Raw genomic sequence first — 18,877 nt, forward strand, 5'->3', positions numbered from 1 at the left:
TATGGTCGATCTGCTTATCAAAAACGCCACCCTGACCGATGGTCAAACCGGAATGGATATCGCCTGTCAGGATGGCAAAATCACTGCGGTTGAGGCCGGCATTACCGCCGAGGCCGCCGAGATCATCGACGCTGCGGGTCAATTGGTGTCTGCACCCTTTGTCGATCCGCATTTCCACATGGATGCGACTTTATCATTGGGGAATCCTCGCATGAATGTCTCGGGCACGTTGCTTGAGGGTATTGCTTTGTGGGGCGAGCTTAAACCGATCCAGTCCGTTGATGACATCGTTGCCCGCGCTTTGCGCTATTGCGAACTGGCGGTGTCCAAGGGGATTGGTGCGATCCGCAGTCATGTGGACACCTGCGATGACGAATTGAAGGGCGTGCAGGCGCTGTTGCAGGTGCGCGAGCAAGTTAAGGACTATCTTGACCTGCAGCTGGTCGCTTTCCCGCAAGACGGTGTATTGCGCAGCCCAAGCGCCATGCAGAACACGATCCGTGCGCTGGATATGGGCGTAGACGTGGTCGGAGGTATTCCGCATTTCGAACGGACCATGGCGGACGGGGCGGAGTCCGTTCGGATTCTGTGTCAGCTGGCGGCTGATCGGGGTCTGATGGTTGATATGCATTGCGACGAAAGCGATGACCCGCTGAGCCGTCATATTGAAACACTGGCCTATGAAACGCAGCGATTGGGGTTGAATGGAAGAGTTACGGGTTCGCATCTGACCTCGATGCATTCGATGGACAACTACTATGTCTCGAAGCTGATCCCGCTGATGGTCGAATCCGGTGTTCATGCGATCCCGAACCCGTTGATCAACATTATGTTGCAGGGGCGGCATGACACCTATCCCAAACGCCGCGGCCAGACCCGTGTGCGTGAGCTGCGCGATGCCGGGATCACCGTCGGTTTCGGTTCTGATTGTATGATGGACCCTTGGTATTCGCTGGGTAAAGCCGACATGCTGGATGTGGCCTTCATGGGGTTACATGTGGGGCAACTCTCTAGCCGCGCGGACATGGCCTGGTGTTTTGATGCGGTGACCCGGAACTCGGCCCGGATCATGGGTTTGCAGGGATATGGCGTGGCCAAAGGGTGCGATGCGAATTTCGTATTGCTGCAAGCCGCCGACCCGATCGAAGCGATCCGCCTGCGAGCCCATCGTTTGGCGGTTGTACGCAAGGGCCGGGTAATTTCTCGTTCAGCTCCGGTAACCCACGAACTGAACCTACCATCGAGCCAAAAAACACTGGACGAGTCGCGTGTCCCGTTTGAGGGATGATTGCTAGGCCTTGGGTAAGGGCAAGCAGCCGGGCAAGCCTGCGGGCAGTACCAAACGCGCGCCATTGGCGTACAGGGATTTGGCAAAGCCCGGCATGTCCGAGGCAACCGTCACGCTGAGCCTTGAGGCCGCGAGGATCGCAGTATCATCCGACAACGCATCCAACAGTCTTTCCTGAGGCAGAAGAACCACGTAGGCGGGGGCCTCATCCGTCAGCAACGCAACCACCACCAGGGTCGATAACCAGCCCAATACCAGTAATGGCAGGGCGATCAGGATGGACCTAATAGTCATGGATATGTTCTAGGGTCAGACCTGATCTCTCGGTCTGCCGTAGCTGGTCGGCCAGATCGGCAACCTTGACGACGATCAGATGGCGATAGTCGTCAAAACCCTGTCGAGGCGCGCTGAAAACGGCTCCGGGCTCGGACGGTCGCGAAGACAAAGCGGTGAACATGATATCGTCATTTCCGGCGATCTCGATGATATCCACACCGTTGCGCGCCATTTCGGTCAAAAGATTGGTCAGTTCGCGATAACGAGGGGTTTCGATCTCGGTGCCTTCGGGTCGGGTGCCAATGACCTGAACGTCAGGGTATGTCGAAAAATCCTCGGCGCCGGTTGCAATCATGCGCAGCGTCAGCTCGTCCGGTCCAACCTGTTCCACGGCTTGTTCAATCACACCGGCATAAGCGTCCTTGGCGGTGTATTCCAACCCCAGCGCAATAGCGCGTTCGCTGTCGCGCAACGAGCCGGTGGACTGTTCCAGCAGGTCCTGCGCATCTTGCGCAAAAGGCCATTTATACCAGGGGACCTGTTGCAGGAACTCGGCATAGGCGGCAGCCTGCTGCGCCGAAACAGTGTCTAATGTTGCTTTTTCTGGCCCTCGAAGCGCCGTAAATAGGCGGCCAATCGTTTCTTCATAAGCGGCTTTCATCGCCAATTCCGCGGTAAAACTCGCGCCGATGACGTAAACCATCTGTTTCGTCGCGCCATCAATCTCACCATGGGCTGAGGCGTTTTCCGTCAGGGCGCAGAGAGAGCTCCAGAATCCGGTGATACCGCGCCAAAAACCGTAGTCGTGGGGATCGCCCTGATCCAGCACCTCGGCATAATCTGCGTATGCGTGAACGATGTGCCACTCGGGATAGGTCATCAATGTGCGGGTTTCGGGGCGGTGATGTTCCGTGGGCAGCAAGGCAGCATAGGTTTGCGGTTGCGCGGGGCCCTTGCAACTGGTTTCAACATACACAATTGGGGCGGCCAATCCGATGACCACGACCAGCAGCAGAAACACGATCCGCCGCATCCAGCGCAACAGAAACCTCATGCTGTGCGCCTCGCGTCCCGCAGACCAGCCCAGGCGGCCAGCCCGCCAAGCGCCAGATGAGGAAGATTTGCCAGAAAACGCCCCAGCGACAGGTCGATACCGGCAGAGGGGTTGGTGAATATCCCAAGGTCCAGATACCCGTAGCCGGTATAGAACCCGAACACCCCATCGCCAAGATAGGCCAGGCCGAAAAGGATCAGAAAGATGCGGGCGGCCTTGTGTGACCATAACCCCGCGATCAAGGCCCAAAAGGCCGACGCAACGTGCAAGGCATCGTCATAGAGGTCCAGCGCGAAAATCCCAAAAGCCAGCCCGTCCTCGTCGGTTACGCCGGGGATGTAATTCAACAAAGCAGCGATCATCAGCACGAAGAAATAGATGATGCAAAGGTTTTGAAGGTTGGTCATAAAAGCCCCAGATAACTGTCCCAAAGGTTATTTCTAAGAACAAGCTGCGGGTCCAGGCTGCGTTTGGCCTGCGCGAATTCTGCAGCACGTGGATAGGCCGCCGTCAATTGATCCAGCCGCGCGTGTGGACGGTAGGGCAGATAATAGGCCCCGCCAATTTCAACAATTTTGTCGATAAGTGCCTGTGTCATACGGGCCATGTCTGCTTCGCCACGTTGGGTCATTTCCTGGCTAAAGGACATGACGGCGGCGATCCTGGGTTCAGACGCAAAGGATAAAACCGCCTGATCGTCTTGCGCCACGTATCGAAGCGTAACGTTCAGAAACTCCTGATACGAGGCGGGGATCACCTCACGGCAGGCGATAAGAAAATCATCGAAGGCGTCAAACCCCACGAAATACTCATGCAATATGTCGGTCCGGTCTGGGTTGCGATCGTCCAGCGTGATGACGGGTTCATTGATCAATGAGTTCCGGGTTGCGTCGCCACCCCCGAGGGCGGGGCCAAGTATTGTTTCATTCCACCAGCGGAAGGATTTGAATGCCTCACTTCCGAGCTGCGCACGGTACAGGCGGCTGGCAGCATGTGACATCCAGCCCGAGCCTGACGCGGCTGGCAGTTCAGACTGATCAACCGTTTCGCGATAGGTGATCAGCAAAGCGTCTTCGAAGAAAGACGCCCTTTCGACATTCAGCCTGCCATAGGCCATCGTGACAGCCGGGTCATCGACCGCTTTGCGAAAGGCAGAAGCAAATGCGCTGGCTTCCATAACGTCAAAGGACGGTGTGAGGCGGGTGTTGGGAACCATCTCGACCTCAAGGTCCACGATGACACCGATCAACCCGTACCCGCCCATTCCCAGATTGAACAAGTCCGCGTTCTCGGTCGGTGAGCAGGTCACAAGATCGCCCGACGGTAAAACCATTCGCAATGAGCGTATCGTGGCCCCCATCGGCCCAAAGGGAACGGGCCAGCCATGGGCGTTAACCGAATATGTGGCGGCAACGCCGAAGTCGTGGTTCGATTGCATCACCTTAGGCGACCACCCGACTGGGTCCAGCGCCGCTATGACCTGAGACCAGCGCGCGCCGGCATGCGTCGAATACGTTTGGGCGGCGCTGTCAATTTCTACCCAGCCGTTGTCAAAGGTGATCGCCGTTCCGTCGCGGGGAATAGCCTGACCCCCCATCGAATGCCGCGCGGCGCCAACATTGAGCGGCCGCCCTTCGGCGCTTGCTTGCGCCAATTCGCGTCTGATGGCCGCGATCAGGGCTTCACCGGCATCCTCGGACATGACCAGATGCTTGTGGACCGGGGTCGGTGACAGACCGCTGGCGTCATTCATGACCATCGGGTCCTGCGGCGCAAATGTCCGGCTCGTACCGGCGTATACGGGTAAGTCCGGGCCCAACCAGCGCGATACGCCCCAACCGGCCAAACCGCCCGCCGCGACGAGCGCGGCTCTTCTGGTGAAATTTCTCATGACTCTGCCTCATCCAATAAAGGATCAGAAATGGATTTAAGAATAGACCCTAATACGGCTTGAAATGATGCCGGGTCTTCGATCTGCGGTATGTGACCCACGTCCTTCAAAACGTGGAAATGAGCCTGAGGAACCAGGTTGTGCAAATCTTGTACCTGGGCCAATGGGGTCACGGTATCCTCAGCGCCCCAGATCAGACCGATTGGAACTTCAAGCCTGCGCCAGTTTTCAGGACGTGTGCTCAGGGCGGTCTGTGGGGGAACCAACAGGGTGGGCAACCAGTCAGCGACCGCTTGCGTATAGCCGACCCGGCGCATCGGTTCTTGCAGCAACTCCGTAGTTTCGACAGAGGCTGCGGATTTCACATGCAGAAAACTGCGCAGGAAAGCCCGCGTTAACAGCGGGTTCGAAATAGTTGCCGACGCGATGAATTGGCGAGAGGCCCGGTTGTCGAGGTAAAACGGGACCTCACTGGGCGGATCGTGTCGTCCCAGCGCGATGGCACCGCTGACGATCACCAATCCTGACACCAGATCGGGGCGTTTCATGACAGCCTCGGCCACGGGACCTGCGCCAAAAGAATGTGCGACGACAATCGGCCGGTTGTTCAGCGCTTCAAGCAGTGCAATCACACGATCGCTTTGCCGGTCACGGCTATAGTCCCCTTCTGGGTGTTCGGACCAGCCAAAGGGTGGCATGTCGAATGCCTGCGCATAGAACCCCTCTAAAGCAACAGCTTCAAGCGTTGGAAGCCAAAGCGCAGACCAGGCTGCCGTCCCATGGGCAAATAACACCGCCTGATTATCAGATTGGCCTTTTTCCAGCAGAAACACAGCGCCATCCGCGGTTTCTATCAGTTGGCCGCCGGGCGGAAGCTCTTGACCCAGGGCCAAAGACTCACGCGCGCCTGCGGCCAGCCGAAAGCCAATCAGCACAAGCGACACGAGCATAAGGCCCGCAAAACAAACTCTTAAAAGCACGCGCATCTTGGGAATAGTTGATTGCTTGGTGAACGAATGCAACCGGCGGAATACCTGACTATTTGGAACCGTGTGATTTCCGCAAGCTGACAGGCTGTGTGCCGGTTGGTACTATCATGACACGTTGATCAGACACTATTGTCGGAGTTCATTGCATGCTTTTCATAACAAACAGATTTCCAACTCAGAGTATCCGCACCCGCAAAGGGCGCAGGTTTACGTTTGATCTGGACAATAACGCGCCGTCCAATTCCGTGTTTTATTGCGAAAAAGGTGAGGGAGAGCACCATACAGAAATCACAAGCAAAGAGTTGTTGCGCCGTGTGCGCGACAGTGACTGCCGCCAGATATTGTTGTATTTGCACGGTTTCAACAATTTGCCCGAGGACGTCTTTAGAACAGCGTCCGAGTTGCAGCGCCTTTGCGATCAGGCCGACCCGGGCGAGGTGATGGTGCTGCCTCTGATCTGGCCCAGCGATAATGAGCACGGCATCGTTCAGAAATACTGGGACGATCAGAAGTCTGCGGACCAAAGCGGGTATTCCTTTGCCCGCGTGCTTGAGCGGTTCCTGGAGTGGCGCAATAGCGACGACAATGAACCCGATGTTGCGCCGTGCCTGAAACGGATGAACCTGCTTGCGCATTCGATGGGCAATCGCGTCTTGCGGCAGACATTGATGGAATGGGACCGCTATGATCTGGCATCGGGCGTGCCATTGTTGTTTCGCAACACGTTCATGGTCGCGGCTGATGTGGTGAACGAAACCGTCCATGAAAATGAACCCGGGGTTTTGGTCAGCCATGCCTCGCGCAATGTTGTGGTGTATTTTGCCTCCGATGATTTGGCGTTGCGGGCCAGCAAAGCGGCAAACCTCAAGAACAAGGTCGCATCGCGACGTCTTGGACATACAGGCCCCGAAAACATCGATCGCACCCCGCGCAATGTATTTCAGGTCGATTGTGATGACGTAAATACGCGCTATGACACGCCAACCGGGCACAACTATTTTGGACCAGTGGCCCCGGGAGGAGACGCAGGCAAGGTGTTTGAACACATATTCCGTTGCGTCAAGTCTGGGCGTGTTTTCCCGGATGATGAACATCGCCGCTCGATCATTTTACGCTGAACTGGTGGTTACTTAGAGTCTAATCAAGCTTAAATGAGAGTTTCAGATTTATCATTTCAGTTGCATCACATTCTAGTGTTGCAACTGTCAAAATGATCTGGATGATCAGGGCACCATGACCGCGAAAAGCGGTCAGCCGTCGTGAATGGCGGCGTGAACAAAAAACGGGGAGTTTGTAATGATCTTAAGAAATCTGATGATCGCGGCCAGCGCGACCGCGCTGATGGCTGCAGGCGCATCGGCTGAAACCCTGCGCTGGGCGCGGGCGGGCGACGCGCTGACGCTGGACCCGCACTCGCAAAACGAGGGTCCTTCTCACACCATCCGGCACCAGATGTATGAGCCGCTGATCATCCGCGACGTGACCGGCGCGTTTGAACCTGCGCTTGCGACCGAGTGGGGACCCAAGGCCGATGATCCGAATGTTTGGGTTTTCAAGCTGCGCGAGGGTGTGAAATTCCACGATAGCGCGGATTTCAACGCCGAAGACGTGGTGTTCAGCTTTGAGCGCGCCAAGCAGCCGAATTCCGACATGAAGGAGCTGATCGGCTCAATCACCGAAGTTCGCGCGGTTGATGACTACACCGTCGAGATCGTCACCGACGGCCCGAACCCGATCCTGCCGTCGAACCTGACCAACCTGTTCATCATGGATAAGGGCTGGTCCGAGGCGAACAACACCGTCAATGTGCAGGATTTTGAGGGTGGTGAGATCACCTATGCCACCACCAATGCCAATGGCACGGGCCCATATGTTCTGCAAAGTCGCGAGCCTGACGTCAAAACCGTGATGGTGCGCAACGACAACTATTGGGGTATCGACCAGTTCCCGATGGAAGTGACCGAGATCATCTATACACCCATCCAGAACGCGGCGACCCGCGTTGCGGCGATGCTGTCGGGTGAGGTGAACTTCCTGCAGGATATGCCGGTGCAGGATATTGACCGCGTTAACGGCGCAGATGGCCTGATGGTCAAGCAGGCCCCGCAGAACCGCGTCATCTTCTTTGGTATGAACCAGGGCTCGGATGATATCGAAGCGGATAACGTGGACGGCAAGAATCCTCTGGCCGATGTGCGTGTGCGTCAGGCGATGTCGATGGCGATCAACCGCGATGCGATCAAGCAGGTCGTAATGCGCGGCCAGTCGCAGCCTGCGGGCATGATCGCACCTCCCTTCGTGAACGGCTGGACCGCTGACATGGACGGCGAATCCTCGACCGATCTGGAAAAAGCCAAGGCGCTGATGGCCGAAGCAGGCTATGGCGATGGCTTCTCGCTGCGGCTGGACTGCCCGAATGACCGCTACATCAACGATGAGGCGATCTGTCAGGCGGCTGTCGGGATGCTGGGTCAGATTGGCGTGACCGTGAATCTGGACGCCAAGCCCAAGGCGCAGCACTTCCCGCTGATCACCGACAGCAAGACCGACTTCTACATGCTGGGTTGGGGTGTGCCGACATATGACTCGGAATACATCTTCAACTTCCTTGTGCATGGTCGCGAGGACGATATCGGCACGTGGAACGGAACCGGATATCAGGACGATGCGCTGGATGCCAAGATCAAGTCGCTTGCCTCGAACACCGATCTGGACGCGCGGAACGCTGACATCGCCGACATCTGGCGGGTGGTGCAGGACGAGGCGCTGTACATCCCCATCCACCATCAGGTTCTGAACTGGGGTATGGCTGACGGTGTGGGCATCGAAGTGGATGCCGAAGACCAGCCGAAGGTCAAATACTTCACCATGAACTAAGTCAGTTCTATTGCTTAATCAGACAGGGCGCGGATTTCGCGCCCTGTTTTCGTTTCGACCTGAGATTTCCTTGCGCATGCAGGAAAAACCAAGAAAACTCGATCCCAGAAACAGGGAGACATTGTGATGATCCTCAGAAACAGTGCCATTGGCCTGGCCTTTTTAGCTGCGACCAGTGTTCAGGCGGCCGAGTTCAAATGGGCCTCGACTACCGATCCTCAGACCATGGATCCGCACGCCGTCAACTCGGCCCCCGTTCTGGGCTTTCTCAACAACGTCTATGAGGGGTTGGTACGCCGTGACAAAGACATGACCGTCGAGCCCGCGTTGGCCGTCAGTTGGGAGCCGATCGGCGAAGGCGAAGGGTGGCGTTTCAAGCTGCGTGAGGGCGTGACGTTCCATGATGGTAGCACCTTTGATGCACAGGATGTCCTGTTCAGCTATCAGCGTGCATCCGGCGAGGCCGCAGATACCCGCAGCTGGTTCGCGCCGGTCAGTGAGGTGATCGTCGTCGACGACTACACCGTTGATATCATGACCACAGCACCAAACCCGTTGTTCCCGTCCTCGATCGCCAACTGGATGATCATGGATCAAGGTTGGGCCGAGGCCAACGATGCCGTTGTGCCAGACAAAGAGACCGGCAATTACGCCACGATCAATGCCAATGGTACGGGCGCTTTCAAAGTGGCTGCCCGCGAGCCGGGGTTAAAGACCGTATTAGAGCCACATCAAGGCTGGTGGGACAAGGTTGAGCACAACATTACCCGCGCCGAGTTCAACCCGATCCAGAACCCAGCGACTGCCGTTGCGGCCCTGCTGTCGGGTGATGTGGACATGATCAACCCCGTGCCCATTCAGGACGTCGCGCGCCTGAAGGAAAACGGGGATGTGGATGTTATTCAGGGTATCGAGGCGCGCGTGATCATGCTGGGCTTTGACCACGAGGCTGAGACGCTGAAATACACCGACGATGCGGGCAAGCCGAACCCGTTCCGCGATGCGCGGGTCCGTCAGGCGGTGGCACAGGCCGTCAATGTCGACGCGATCCTGGCCACGATCATGCGGGGCAATGCCGAGGCCGCCTCGCAACTGGTCAGCCCCGCCATGAGCGGCTATTCTGCTGCCCACGCAGACCGCCCTGCCTTTGATGTCGACGGCGCCAAGGCGTTGCTGGCCGAAGCGGGCTATGCCGACGGGTTCTCATTCGGGCTGAAATGCCCCAACGATCGCTATCTGAATGATGAGGCCGTCTGCCAGGCGGTTGTCAGCATGTTGGCGCAGATCGGAGTTTCTGCCGAACTGGATGCAATGCCGGTTCGTAACTATTGGCCAGAGCTGCGCGAGGATAATTACGACATGTACCTGTTAGGCTGGAGCCCGGGTACGTTTGATGCGGAACACCCTGTGCGGTTCCTTGTTGCTACTCCGAACGAAGAGAAAAAACTGGGTAGCTGGAACTTTGGTGGCTATTCGAACGCGCGAGTGGATGAGCTGCTGCCGATGATCCAGTCGGAACTGGACGCAGCCAAGCGTCAGGCCATGCTGGATGAGGTCACCCAGATATATCAGGACGACCACGTCTATATTCCGATGTACGTGCAGCCCTTGGTCTGGGGGACTGGCAGCAATATTGATCTGACGCAGCGCCCGGACAATTTCTTTCTGTTGCGCTGGGTTACGGTGAACTAACCCGATGGGTGTCATGATTGATGGGCTCTATCACCCAGAGGACCCGGCCCCTGAGACAAGCCTAGACGGTGCTTACCGCCGGCAGGCGTCTACCATACGCAATGATCTGCCGGACGGACCTTATTCGCCCGGCAGGTTCCACCTGTATGCCGCATGGAATTGCCCTTGGGCGCATCGGGTTCTGTTGACCCGTGCAGTCAAAGGGTTGGATGACATCATAACCGTGTCCTATGCCCGTCCGCGCCGAACTCCGGATGGGTGGGTTTATGACGCAGAGGGTGAATATGCCGATCCCCTGTTCGGCGTCACCGCTTTGCATCAGGTCTACGCCAAGGTTGACCCGGCCTATACCGGTCGGATCACCGTTCCGTTGCTATGGGATCGTGTTGAAAACCGTGCGGTGTCGAATGAGTCCGCCGATCTGGTTCGAATGCTGGGTACGCTCGACGGGTATGGCCCTGATCTGGCACCTGCGGATAAATTGGAGCAGATCGACGACTGGAATGAGAAAATCTATCCACGCCTGAACAATGGCGTCTACCGTACTGGCTTTGCACGCACGCAAGATGCCTATGAGGCTGGGTTTCACGACGTGTTCGCCATGTTGGACGAGATCGAGGCGCATTTGGCGACAAACAGATATCTATGCGGCGATGAGCTGACCGAAGCTGATTTGCGTCTTTTTCCAACACTCGCACGGTTTGATGTGGCCTATCACTATGCGTTCCGCTGCAACCTGCAGCGGCTGATCGACTACCCAAACCTTTGGGGATATGCGCGGGATCTGTACACACGTCCTGAAATCGCGCAAACCGTGAAGCCCGAGATATACAAGACGGGCTATTTCTCTCCATCCGAGCTTCGCAACCCTCTGGGTATCGTTCCACTCGGTCCAAAAGTGGATTGGCTTGCGCCACATGACCGGGCGGCACTGGGTCCCGCGACATCTTGACCATTCGGCCGACCCGTGCGTAGACACGGAAATCAACGGGGAAAATGAATGTTCGCATATATCGTCCGAAGGATGTTCCAATCCGTGATCGTTTTGCTGGTCGTGGGTCTGGTCGCGTTTTCGATGTTTCGTTTTGTCGGCGATCCGATCGACAACATGCTGGGGCAAGAACGGACACAGGCCGATATTGACAGGCTGCGCGCCGAGCTTGGGTTGGATCAGCCTTTCCCGGTGCAGTATTTCAAGTATCTGCAAGGCGCGGCGCAAGGGAATTTCGGTGTTTCCTTCCGTCAGGGCCGGCCGGTCTCGACGATCCTGTTAGAGCGCGCTCCTGCCACGTTAGAGCTGGCTTTCGTGTCCGGTTTTCTGGCGATCACTATGGGTATTGCGCTGGGCGTTTTTACTGCGATCCGAAGACAAGGGATCGCGGCGAATGTGATCATGACGGTTTCGCTGATTGGGGTTTCCCTGCCAACCTTTCTGATCGGGATCTTACTTATCTATATCTTCTCGGTCGAACTGGACCTTCTGCCCAGCTTCGGGAGGGGCGAAACCGCTATGATTGGCAATTGGTCCACGGGGTTCCTGACGGCCTCGGGTCTAAAGGCGCTGATCCTGCCGGCGATCACGCTGGGTCTGTATCAGATGACGCTGATCATGCGGCTGGTCCGATCCGAGATGCTTGAGGTGATGCGCGCCGACTATGTCCGTTTTGCCCGTGCGCGCGGGTTGTCGGATCGGGTGATCAATTTCCGCCATGCGCTGAAAAACACGCTGGTGCCGGTGATCACCATCACGGGCCTGCAGCTCGGATCAATCATCGCCTTTGCCATCATCACCGAGACGGTGTTCCAGTGGCCGGGTGTTGGCCTGCTGTTCATCAACGCGATCCAGTTTGTCGATATTCCCGTCATGGCCGCTTATCTGATGCTGATTTCGGTCATGTTCGTGACGATCAACCTGATTGTCGATCTTCTTTACTATGCTATTGACCCGCGCCTGCGTGTCGACGCGAGGGCCACATGACCGATATTCTCGATACACCCAAAGCCCCCGAAAAGACGCGGTTTGCCAAGTTCTGGGACAGCGATTTTGCATGGTCCTTCCGGCATTCTCCCGTGGCGATCATCGCGACGCTGGTCGTGGTCATTCTGGTGCTGTCAGCGATCTTTGCGCCGCTGATTGCGCCGTATAACCCGTTCGATCCGGCCTCGCTGAACCTGATGAACGGGTTCACGCCGCCCGGCACGCCCAACGCCTTCACGCAGGAAACCTTCTTTCTGGGCACCGATGATCAGGGCCGCGATGTGTTCTCGACCATCCTGTATGGATTGCGGGTTTCGCTGTTCGTCGGGGTCTCGGCCGTGGTGCTGGCGATGATCATCGGCGTGATCCTCGGCCTGATGGCGGCTTATTACGGCGGCTGGATCGAGACTGTGATCATGCGGGTTGCGGATGTGCAGCTGACCTTTCCGGCCATTCTGGTGGCCATGCTGATCTTTGGTATCGCCAAGGGCGTGACCCCGCCGGAATATCGCAATGCGATGGCGATCTATGTGCTGATCGTCGCGATTGCCCTGTCGGACTGGGTGCAATTTGCCCGCGTCGTGCGTGGCGCGGCGCTGGTGGAAAAGAACAAGGAATACGTTCAGGCCGCCCGCCTGATCGGTCGCGGATCGTTCCCGATCATGTTCCGCCATATCCTGCCCAATGTCCTCAGCCCGGTTCTGGTGATTGCCACCATCTCGCTGGCGCTGGCCATCATTGCCGAGGCAACGCTCAGCTTCCTTGGCGTGGGCGCGCCCCCGACCCAGCCGTCGCTGGGCACGCTGATCCGCATCGGGCAGGGCTTCCTGTTCTCGGGTGAGTGGTGGATCCTGTTCTTCCCGGCCTGCACCCTTCTGGCGCTGGCCCTGTCTGTGAACCTGCTGGGCGACTGGCTGCGCGATGCGCTGAACCCCAAGCTGCGGTGATTTCATGAGCCTTCTGACGATCAATGACCTGACGGTCGAATTCCCGACCCGCCGCAAACTGTTCACTGCCGTGGACCATGTGGACCTGTCGGTGGAGCCGGGCGAAATCCACGGTCTGGTGGGCGAATCCGGGGCCGGTAAATCCACCATTGGCGCGGCCATCATGGGGTTGTTGGACCGCCCCGGCCGTATTGCCAGCGGTACAATTAAGCTGAGCGGTGATCAGATCAGCGGTCTGGACGCCGAGGCGATGCGTGGTCTGCGCGGCAAAAAGATCTCGATGATCTTTCAGGACCCGCTGACTTCGCTGAACCCTCTGTTCACTGTGCGCGAGCAATTGGTCGAGACGATTCAGGCCCATCTGGGCGGCTCGGACGCCGAGGCCAACAAACGCGCTCGCGATCTGATCGACCGCGTTGGCATCCCTGACCCCGACACGCGGCTGGATCAATACCCGCACCAGTTCTCGGGCGGGATGCGGCAGCGCGTGGTGATTGCCCTGGCGCTGTGCACGGAACCGGACGTGATCATCGCGGATGAACCGACAACGGCGCTGGACGTGTCGGTTCAGGCGCAGATTCTGGACCTGATCAAGGAACTGGCGACCGAACGTCAGGTGGGCGTCATCCTGATCACCCACGATATGGGCGTGATTGCCGACACCACGGATAAGGTGACGGTGATGTATGCGGGCAAAGTGGTTGAGACCGGCCCGACATCGCAAGTCATGGGCCAGCCCAGCCATGAATACACCAAATCGCTGATCGCCGCCGTGCCCCGTCCTACGCTGAAACTGCACCGCTTTCCGCAGATCAGCTATGGCGGGCGCGAGACCCGGTTCGCCATCGAGGATATGGCGCGCCATTGGCCCAAGGTCGACAATGACACCACCAAACCGGTGTTCGAGATACGCAACCTGACCAAGAAGTTCCTGCAAAAGAAGGGCCTGCTGCCTTGGGATCGCACCTATTTCACTGCTGTGGATGATGTCAGCTTTGACATCCGCGCGGGTGAGGTGTTTGGCGTTGTGGGCGAATCCGGATCGGGCAAGTCCACGGTCGCGCGGATGATCGCGGGGCTCTATCCGGTCGATGGCGGCACGATCTCGTTTCAGGGGCAGGTTGTCAGCGACCTGACCAACAAAGCTGCACTGGACGCCTACCGCAAAAACATCCAGATGATCTTTCAGGATCCCTATTCCTCGCTCAACCCCCGTATGCGAGTGGACGAAATCGTGGCCGAGCCGATCCGCCATCACAAGCTGATGGAAGGTGCTGACATCAAGCGCCGTGTGGATGAGTTGCTGGATCAGGTTGGGCTGGGTCATGAGGCCGGGCTGAAATACCCGCATGAATTCTCGGGCGGTCAGCGTCAGCGCATTTCCATCGCGCGCGCCCTGGCTACACAGCCGCGCTTTCTGATCTGTGATGAACCCACAAGTGCGCTGGACGTGTCTATTCAGGCCCAAATCCTGAACATCCTGAAGGATCTGCAAGAACATCTGGGCCTGACGCTGCTGTTCATCAGCCATGACCTTCCAGTGGTACGCCAGATGTGCGACAGGGTCGCGGTGATGAAACAGGGTAAAGTTGTTGAACTGCAAGACACCAACGACCTGTTCGCAAATCCACAGACTGATTACGCGCGGGAATTGCTCAGACTAATGCCAAAATTGGACGATCTATCCACCGAGGGGCTAAGCCCCGAAGGTTAATGCCCGCAGTCCGTGCATATGGACGTACATAAGCATTAAATTCGTTAAGTATTGCGGAGTCGTTCGGGTTTGCTGCGCTCGGCTCCTGTCCCAAGGCGCGGAATCCAGAGGGGGCGGCCAGCCTGTGCTTTTAGTGTCAGTTTTCTGACAGAGGCAATCTCATACAGAAAAGCTATGGGCGGTGGAAAAAGAGGGGTATCGTAAATACCCTAACGGCGAAATCCTGCTGCGAACAAGGCGCATTCTCTATGTCACTCGTCCCCCGTCCGGAACTTGGCGAACCCTATCTTCTGACACCAGGTCCGCTAACGACCTCTTATTCCGTCAAACAAGCCATGCTGAGAGATTGGGGAAGCTGGGACGGCGATTTTCGCACCATGACTGCTGAACTGCGCGCACGGCTTTTGAAACTGCTGGGTGACGGGTCCGAGGACTACGATTGCGTGCCGATGCAAGGTTCCGGCAGTTTTGCAGTCGAGGCTATGCTGACGTCGATGATCCCGCCGTCTGGTAAGGCGTTGGTGCTGGCCAATGGTGCATACGGAAAACGCGCGGCTCAGACATTGGCATATGCTGGCCGTGCTTATGTGCTGCTGGATAAGGGCGATTACCTGCCGCCGCGCGGGTCAGAAGTGGCGCAGATATTGGCTGATGATCCGGAGATCACTCATGTCGTAGCGATCCACTGCGAGACCAGTTCGGGCATTCTGAACCCTCTGCGCGAGATTTCTGACGCCACCGCAGCGGCAGGCCGCAAGCTTTTGATCGACAGCATGTCCGCATTTGGCGCAATCCCCTTGCAGCCCAGCGAATTCACATTCGAAGCGATGGTGTCGTCGGCCAACAAATGTATCGAAGGTGTTCCGGGATTTGGGTTTGTACTGGCCCGAAAGTCAGCCCTGATAGCTGCAAAAGGAAATTGTCCGTCGCTCAGCCTTGATCTGCACGCGCAATGGGATGCGATGGAGAAAACGGGTCAATGGCGCTTTACCCCTCCGACGCATGTTGTTGCTGCGTTCCTTCAGGCCCTGACAGAGCACGAAGCCGAAGGCGGAGTTGCCGGGCGCGGCGCGCGGTACACGCAGAACCGCGATGTGATGGTGTCGGGCATGCGCGCGTTGGGGTTCGAGACATTGCTATCGGATGAATGGCTTTCCCCGATTATCGTGACATTTTTCTGCCCGTCTGATCCGAATTTCGAATTCGGACGCTTTTACGAGCTGATGAAGGAACAGGGCTTTATCATCTATCCGGGAAAACTGACCGAAGTGGATAGTTTCCGCATCGGGTGCATTGGACGCATGGACGCAGACGTTATGCGCGCGGTTGTCGATGCAGCCAAGCATGCTCTGACGGAAATGGGAGTTCATAGCGCGGCACCACCTGAAGCTGCCATTAACTCGCGCATGATGCAGACGGCTTGATTATACTTTATGACGAATATACCGTCATAATGACGGAAATTTCGTCATAATCGTCAAGATTGCCCCTGCAGAACGGACAAACGCGCCCTCATACTTTCTAAAAACGAAAGAGGAGGCGCGTTTTGAGCTGGAATATCTGTGTTATCGGAGCAGGCAAGATCGGTCAGATGATCGCGGCCTTGCTGCAATCTTCACCCAATTACACTGTAACGGTCGCCGACCGCGATCTTGCGGCTTTGTCCGGTTTAAACCGGCAGGGTCTTTCGACCAGACAGATTGATGTCGGCGACGAAGGCCAATTGACGCGAGGCTTGGCCGGCTTTGACGCCGTTATTTCGGCGGCTCCGTTTTTTCTGACCCCGAAAATTGCCAAGGCGGCCAAGACCGTCGGGGCCCACTACTTTGATCTGACCGAAGATGTCGCCGCAACCGAGGCTGTGCGCGCTCTGGCAGAAAACAGCACCACAGCCTTTATGCCGCAATGTGGATTGGCACCCGGTTTTGTTGGTATCGCAGGCGCGGCACTGGCCGCCGAATTTGACCAGCTGGATAGTCTGCATATGCGTGTCGGGGCTCTGCCGCTCTATCCGACCAATGCTCTGAAATACAATCTGACATGGTCTACCGACGGTTTGATCAACGAATACTGCAACCCTTGCGATGCCATTGTGAATGGTGAGCGTGTCAAAACCGCGCCGCTGGAAGACTACGAAGTTCTGGGTCATGACGGGGTGGAATATGAGTGCTTCAACACCTCGGGCGGATTGGGGACGTTACCCGAAACGCTGGAAGGCAAGGCGCGGGCGGTGTCGTATCGGTCGATCCGGTATCCGGGTCATTGCGATATTCTGAAACTGCTTCTCAAAGATCTGGGGCTGGAACGTCGCCGCGATCTAATGAAGGACATCTTTGAAACCGCCCTGCCGCGTACGGATCAGGATGTGGTTCTGGTCTATTGCACGGCCAAAGGCATGATTGACGGCGCATTGCGCGAGAAATCACTGATCAACAAGAGCTTTGCCCGAACCATCAAAGGGCAGGTCTGGAGCGCAATTCAGGTGACCACCGCAGCGGGTGTTTTAGGCGTCGTTGACCTGATGCGATCGGGCGCGCTGCCCACAAGTGGTTTTGTGCGACAAGAGCAGGTGAACCTGTCCGATTTCCTGAACACCGAATTTGGCCGGCTCTATCGCGCCGGCGATGTAACCGAACAGAACAAGGCGGCCTGAGATATGAAAGACATCGTGATGACTGCGCAATCCACCCTTGCCAATCTGGACCTGACAGCCGCCGATCTGACCGGCGGTTCGCTGGCCGTGCGATCCCCGATCGACGGCAGCTTGTTGGCAGAGGTGCATGAAACTCCTGCTTCAGAAATGGATGCGGTCCTTGCCAGGTCCCGGGCCGCGTTCAAGACATGGCGTACCGTGCCCGCCCCGCGCCGGGGTGAGCTGATCCGCCTGCTGGGCGAGGAACTGCGCGCCGCCAAAGAAGATCTGGGAGCTTTGGTCAGTTGGGAGGCAGGCAAGATCACATCCGAAGGCTTGGGCGAAGTGCAAGAGATGATCGACATCTGCGACTTTGCCGTAGGTCTGTCGCGGCAGTTGTATGGCCTGACCATCGCCTCGGAACGTCCCGGTCACCGGATGATGGAGACATGGCACCCGGCGGGGCCGGTCGGCGTAATCTCGGCCTTCAACTTCCCGGTTGCGGTCTGGTCGTGGAACGCGGCGATTGCGCTGGTCTGCGGCGATACGGTGATCTGGAAACCGTCTGAAAAGACGCCTTTGACCGCGATGGCCTGTCAGAAGATTTTCGAACGTGCACTGGCCCGGTTTGGTGACGCACCTGACCACCTGCTGCAAACCCTGATCGGTGGTGCCGCTCTGGGTGAGGCTCTGGTGGCCAGCGAGGATGTGCCTGTGATCTCGGCCACGGGTTCCACCCGCATGGGCCGCGCCGTGGCCCCCGTCGTGGCGCAGCGGTTCGGCAAGTGCATTCTGGAGCTGGGCGGGAATAACGCGATGATCGTTGGCCCCTCGGCAGATCTGGAGATGGCGGTGCGCGCGATTGTATTTTCGGCCGTGGGCACAGCGGGCCAACGCTGCACTACCCTGCGCCGCCTGATCGTGCATAACTCTATCCGTGAGGAACTGGTGGGTCGCCTCAAGAAAGCCTATGCCGGTCTACCGATCGGCAACCCGCTGACCGAGGGCACGTTGATCGGCCCGCTAGTCGATGAGGCATCGGGCGCGGCCATGACCGCCGCGCTGCAGGCGGCTGAGGCCGAAGGCGGCGCCGTATTCGGTGGCGCGCGCGTGACCGAAGGTGTTCCCGATGGTGTCTACATGCAGCCTGCAATCGTTGAAATGCCGAGCCAGACCGCGACCGTAAAAACTGAGACTTTCGCGCCGATCCTGTATGTCATGGGCTATGATGAGTTCGACGACGCCATCGAACTGCAAAACGATGTGCCGCAGGGCCTGTCGTCCTGCGTCTTTACCCTTAACATGCGTGAGGCCGAGCAATTCCTGACCGCAGCCGGGTCCGATTGTGGCATCGCCAACGTCAATATCGGACCATCGGGGGCTGAAATCGGCGGTGCCTTTGGCGGCGAAAAGGAAACCGGTGGTGGGCGCGAAAGCGGCTCTGACGCGTGGAAATCCTACATGCGCCGCCAAACGAACACGGTGAATTACTCGGCCGAATTACCGCTGGCACAGGGCGTCAAATTCGATATCTGATCC

General features: G+C 57.5%; 16 protein-coding genes. 11 read left to right on the plus strand and 5 right to left on the minus strand.

The genetic code is table 11. From position 1 onward, the window contains the following. Position 1 precedes the first annotated feature (1 nt). The gene (locus tag ACR0DG_RS15415) at positions 2 to 1,288 is read left to right on the plus strand and encodes an amidohydrolase family protein (protein WP_480698400.1); all 1,287 of its coding nucleotides are present in this window, start codon (positions 2 to 4) and stop codon (positions 1,286 to 1,288) included. Between the two features lie 3 nt (positions 1,289 to 1,291). Here ACR0DG_RS15415 and ACR0DG_RS15420 read toward each other — a convergent pair whose 3' ends face one another. Genes ACR0DG_RS15420 through ACR0DG_RS15440 form a run of 5 tightly spaced genes read right to left on the minus strand, consistent with a single transcriptional unit; the run spans position 1,292 to position 5,459 of the window. After that, positions 1,292 to 1,582, minus strand: coding sequence for a hypothetical protein (locus ACR0DG_RS15420; protein ID WP_480698398.1), 291 nt, complete (start codon positions 1,580 to 1,582; stop codon positions 1,292 to 1,294). After that, positions 1,572 to 2,618, minus strand: coding sequence for a hypothetical protein (locus ACR0DG_RS15425; protein ID WP_480698397.1), 1,047 nt, complete (start codon positions 2,616 to 2,618; stop codon positions 1,572 to 1,574). The genes ACR0DG_RS15420 and ACR0DG_RS15425 overlap by 11 nt, the downstream gene beginning before the upstream one ends. Continuing rightward, the gene (locus ACR0DG_RS15430; RefSeq protein ID WP_480698395.1) at positions 2,615 to 3,025 is read right to left on the minus strand and encodes a hypothetical protein; all 411 of its coding nucleotides are present in this window, start codon (positions 3,023 to 3,025) and stop codon (positions 2,615 to 2,617) included. Before ACR0DG_RS15430 ends, ACR0DG_RS15425 begins: the two co-directional genes overlap by 4 nt. Continuing rightward, entirely contained in the window at positions 3,022 to 4,509 is a 1,488-nt protein-coding gene (locus ACR0DG_RS15435) for an FAD-binding oxidoreductase (protein WP_480698393.1), read from the minus strand. Before ACR0DG_RS15435 ends, ACR0DG_RS15430 begins: the two co-directional genes overlap by 4 nt. Further along, entirely contained in the window at positions 4,506 to 5,459 is a 954-nt protein-coding gene (locus ACR0DG_RS15440; protein ID WP_480698391.1) for an alpha/beta fold hydrolase, read from the minus strand. Before ACR0DG_RS15440 ends, ACR0DG_RS15435 begins: the two co-directional genes overlap by 4 nt. A gap of 185 nt (positions 5,460 to 5,644) precedes the next feature. Between ACR0DG_RS15440 and ACR0DG_RS15445 the strand changes: the two genes are divergently transcribed. From ACR0DG_RS15445 to amaB, 10 genes are all read left to right on the plus strand, one after another. Then, on the plus strand, positions 5,645 to 6,616 hold the full coding sequence (locus ACR0DG_RS15445) for an alpha/beta hydrolase (protein WP_480698389.1): 972 nt from the start codon (positions 5,645 to 5,647) through the stop codon (positions 6,614 to 6,616). Positions 6,617 to 6,794: 178 nt separating this feature from the next. Continuing rightward, a complete protein-coding gene (locus ACR0DG_RS15450) occupies positions 6,795 to 8,375 on the plus strand; it encodes an ABC transporter substrate-binding protein (protein ID WP_480698387.1) in 1,581 nt (526 codons plus the stop codon). Between the two features lie 126 nt (positions 8,376 to 8,501). Further along, positions 8,502 to 10,067, plus strand: a complete 1,566-nt coding sequence (locus ACR0DG_RS15455) for an ABC transporter substrate-binding protein (protein WP_480698385.1) — start codon at positions 8,502 to 8,504, stop codon at positions 10,065 to 10,067. Positions 10,068 to 10,071: 4 nt separating this feature from the next. Then, positions 10,072 to 11,019 (plus strand): glutathione S-transferase family protein, encoded by a 948-nt coding sequence (locus ACR0DG_RS15460; RefSeq protein WP_480698383.1) that lies wholly within the window; start codon positions 10,072 to 10,074, stop codon positions 11,017 to 11,019. Positions 11,020 to 11,067: 48 nt separating this feature from the next. Next, positions 11,068 to 12,045: an ABC transporter permease gene (locus ACR0DG_RS15465; protein ID WP_480698381.1), complete on the plus strand. Its 978-nt coding sequence runs from the start codon at positions 11,068 to 11,070 to the stop codon at positions 12,043 to 12,045. Beyond that, positions 12,042 to 12,992: an ABC transporter permease gene (locus ACR0DG_RS15470; protein ID WP_480698379.1), complete on the plus strand. Its 951-nt coding sequence runs from the start codon at positions 12,042 to 12,044 to the stop codon at positions 12,990 to 12,992. The genes ACR0DG_RS15465 and ACR0DG_RS15470 overlap by 4 nt, the downstream gene beginning before the upstream one ends. Before the next feature lie 4 nt (positions 12,993 to 12,996). Further along, positions 12,997 to 14,706, plus strand: a complete 1,710-nt coding sequence (locus ACR0DG_RS15475; protein WP_480698378.1) for an ABC transporter ATP-binding protein — start codon at positions 12,997 to 12,999, stop codon at positions 14,704 to 14,706. 248 nt (positions 14,707 to 14,954) lie between these two features. Beyond that, complete coding sequence (locus tag ACR0DG_RS15480; protein ID WP_480698376.1) at positions 14,955 to 16,130, plus strand: 2-aminoethylphosphonate--pyruvate transaminase; 1,176 nt, start codon at positions 14,955 to 14,957, stop codon at positions 16,128 to 16,130. 122 nt (positions 16,131 to 16,252) lie between these two features. After that, positions 16,253 to 17,359: a saccharopine dehydrogenase family protein gene (locus ACR0DG_RS15485; protein WP_480698374.1), complete on the plus strand. Its 1,107-nt coding sequence runs from the start codon at positions 16,253 to 16,255 to the stop codon at positions 17,357 to 17,359. Between the two features lie 3 nt (positions 17,360 to 17,362). Beyond that, positions 17,363 to 18,874: an L-piperidine-6-carboxylate dehydrogenase gene (gene amaB, locus ACR0DG_RS15490; protein WP_480698372.1), complete on the plus strand. Its 1,512-nt coding sequence runs from the start codon at positions 17,363 to 17,365 to the stop codon at positions 18,872 to 18,874. Positions 18,875 to 18,877: the final 3 nt, after the last annotated feature.

The sequence above is a fragment of the Ruegeria sp. BG8 genome (genome assembly GCF_056538325.1).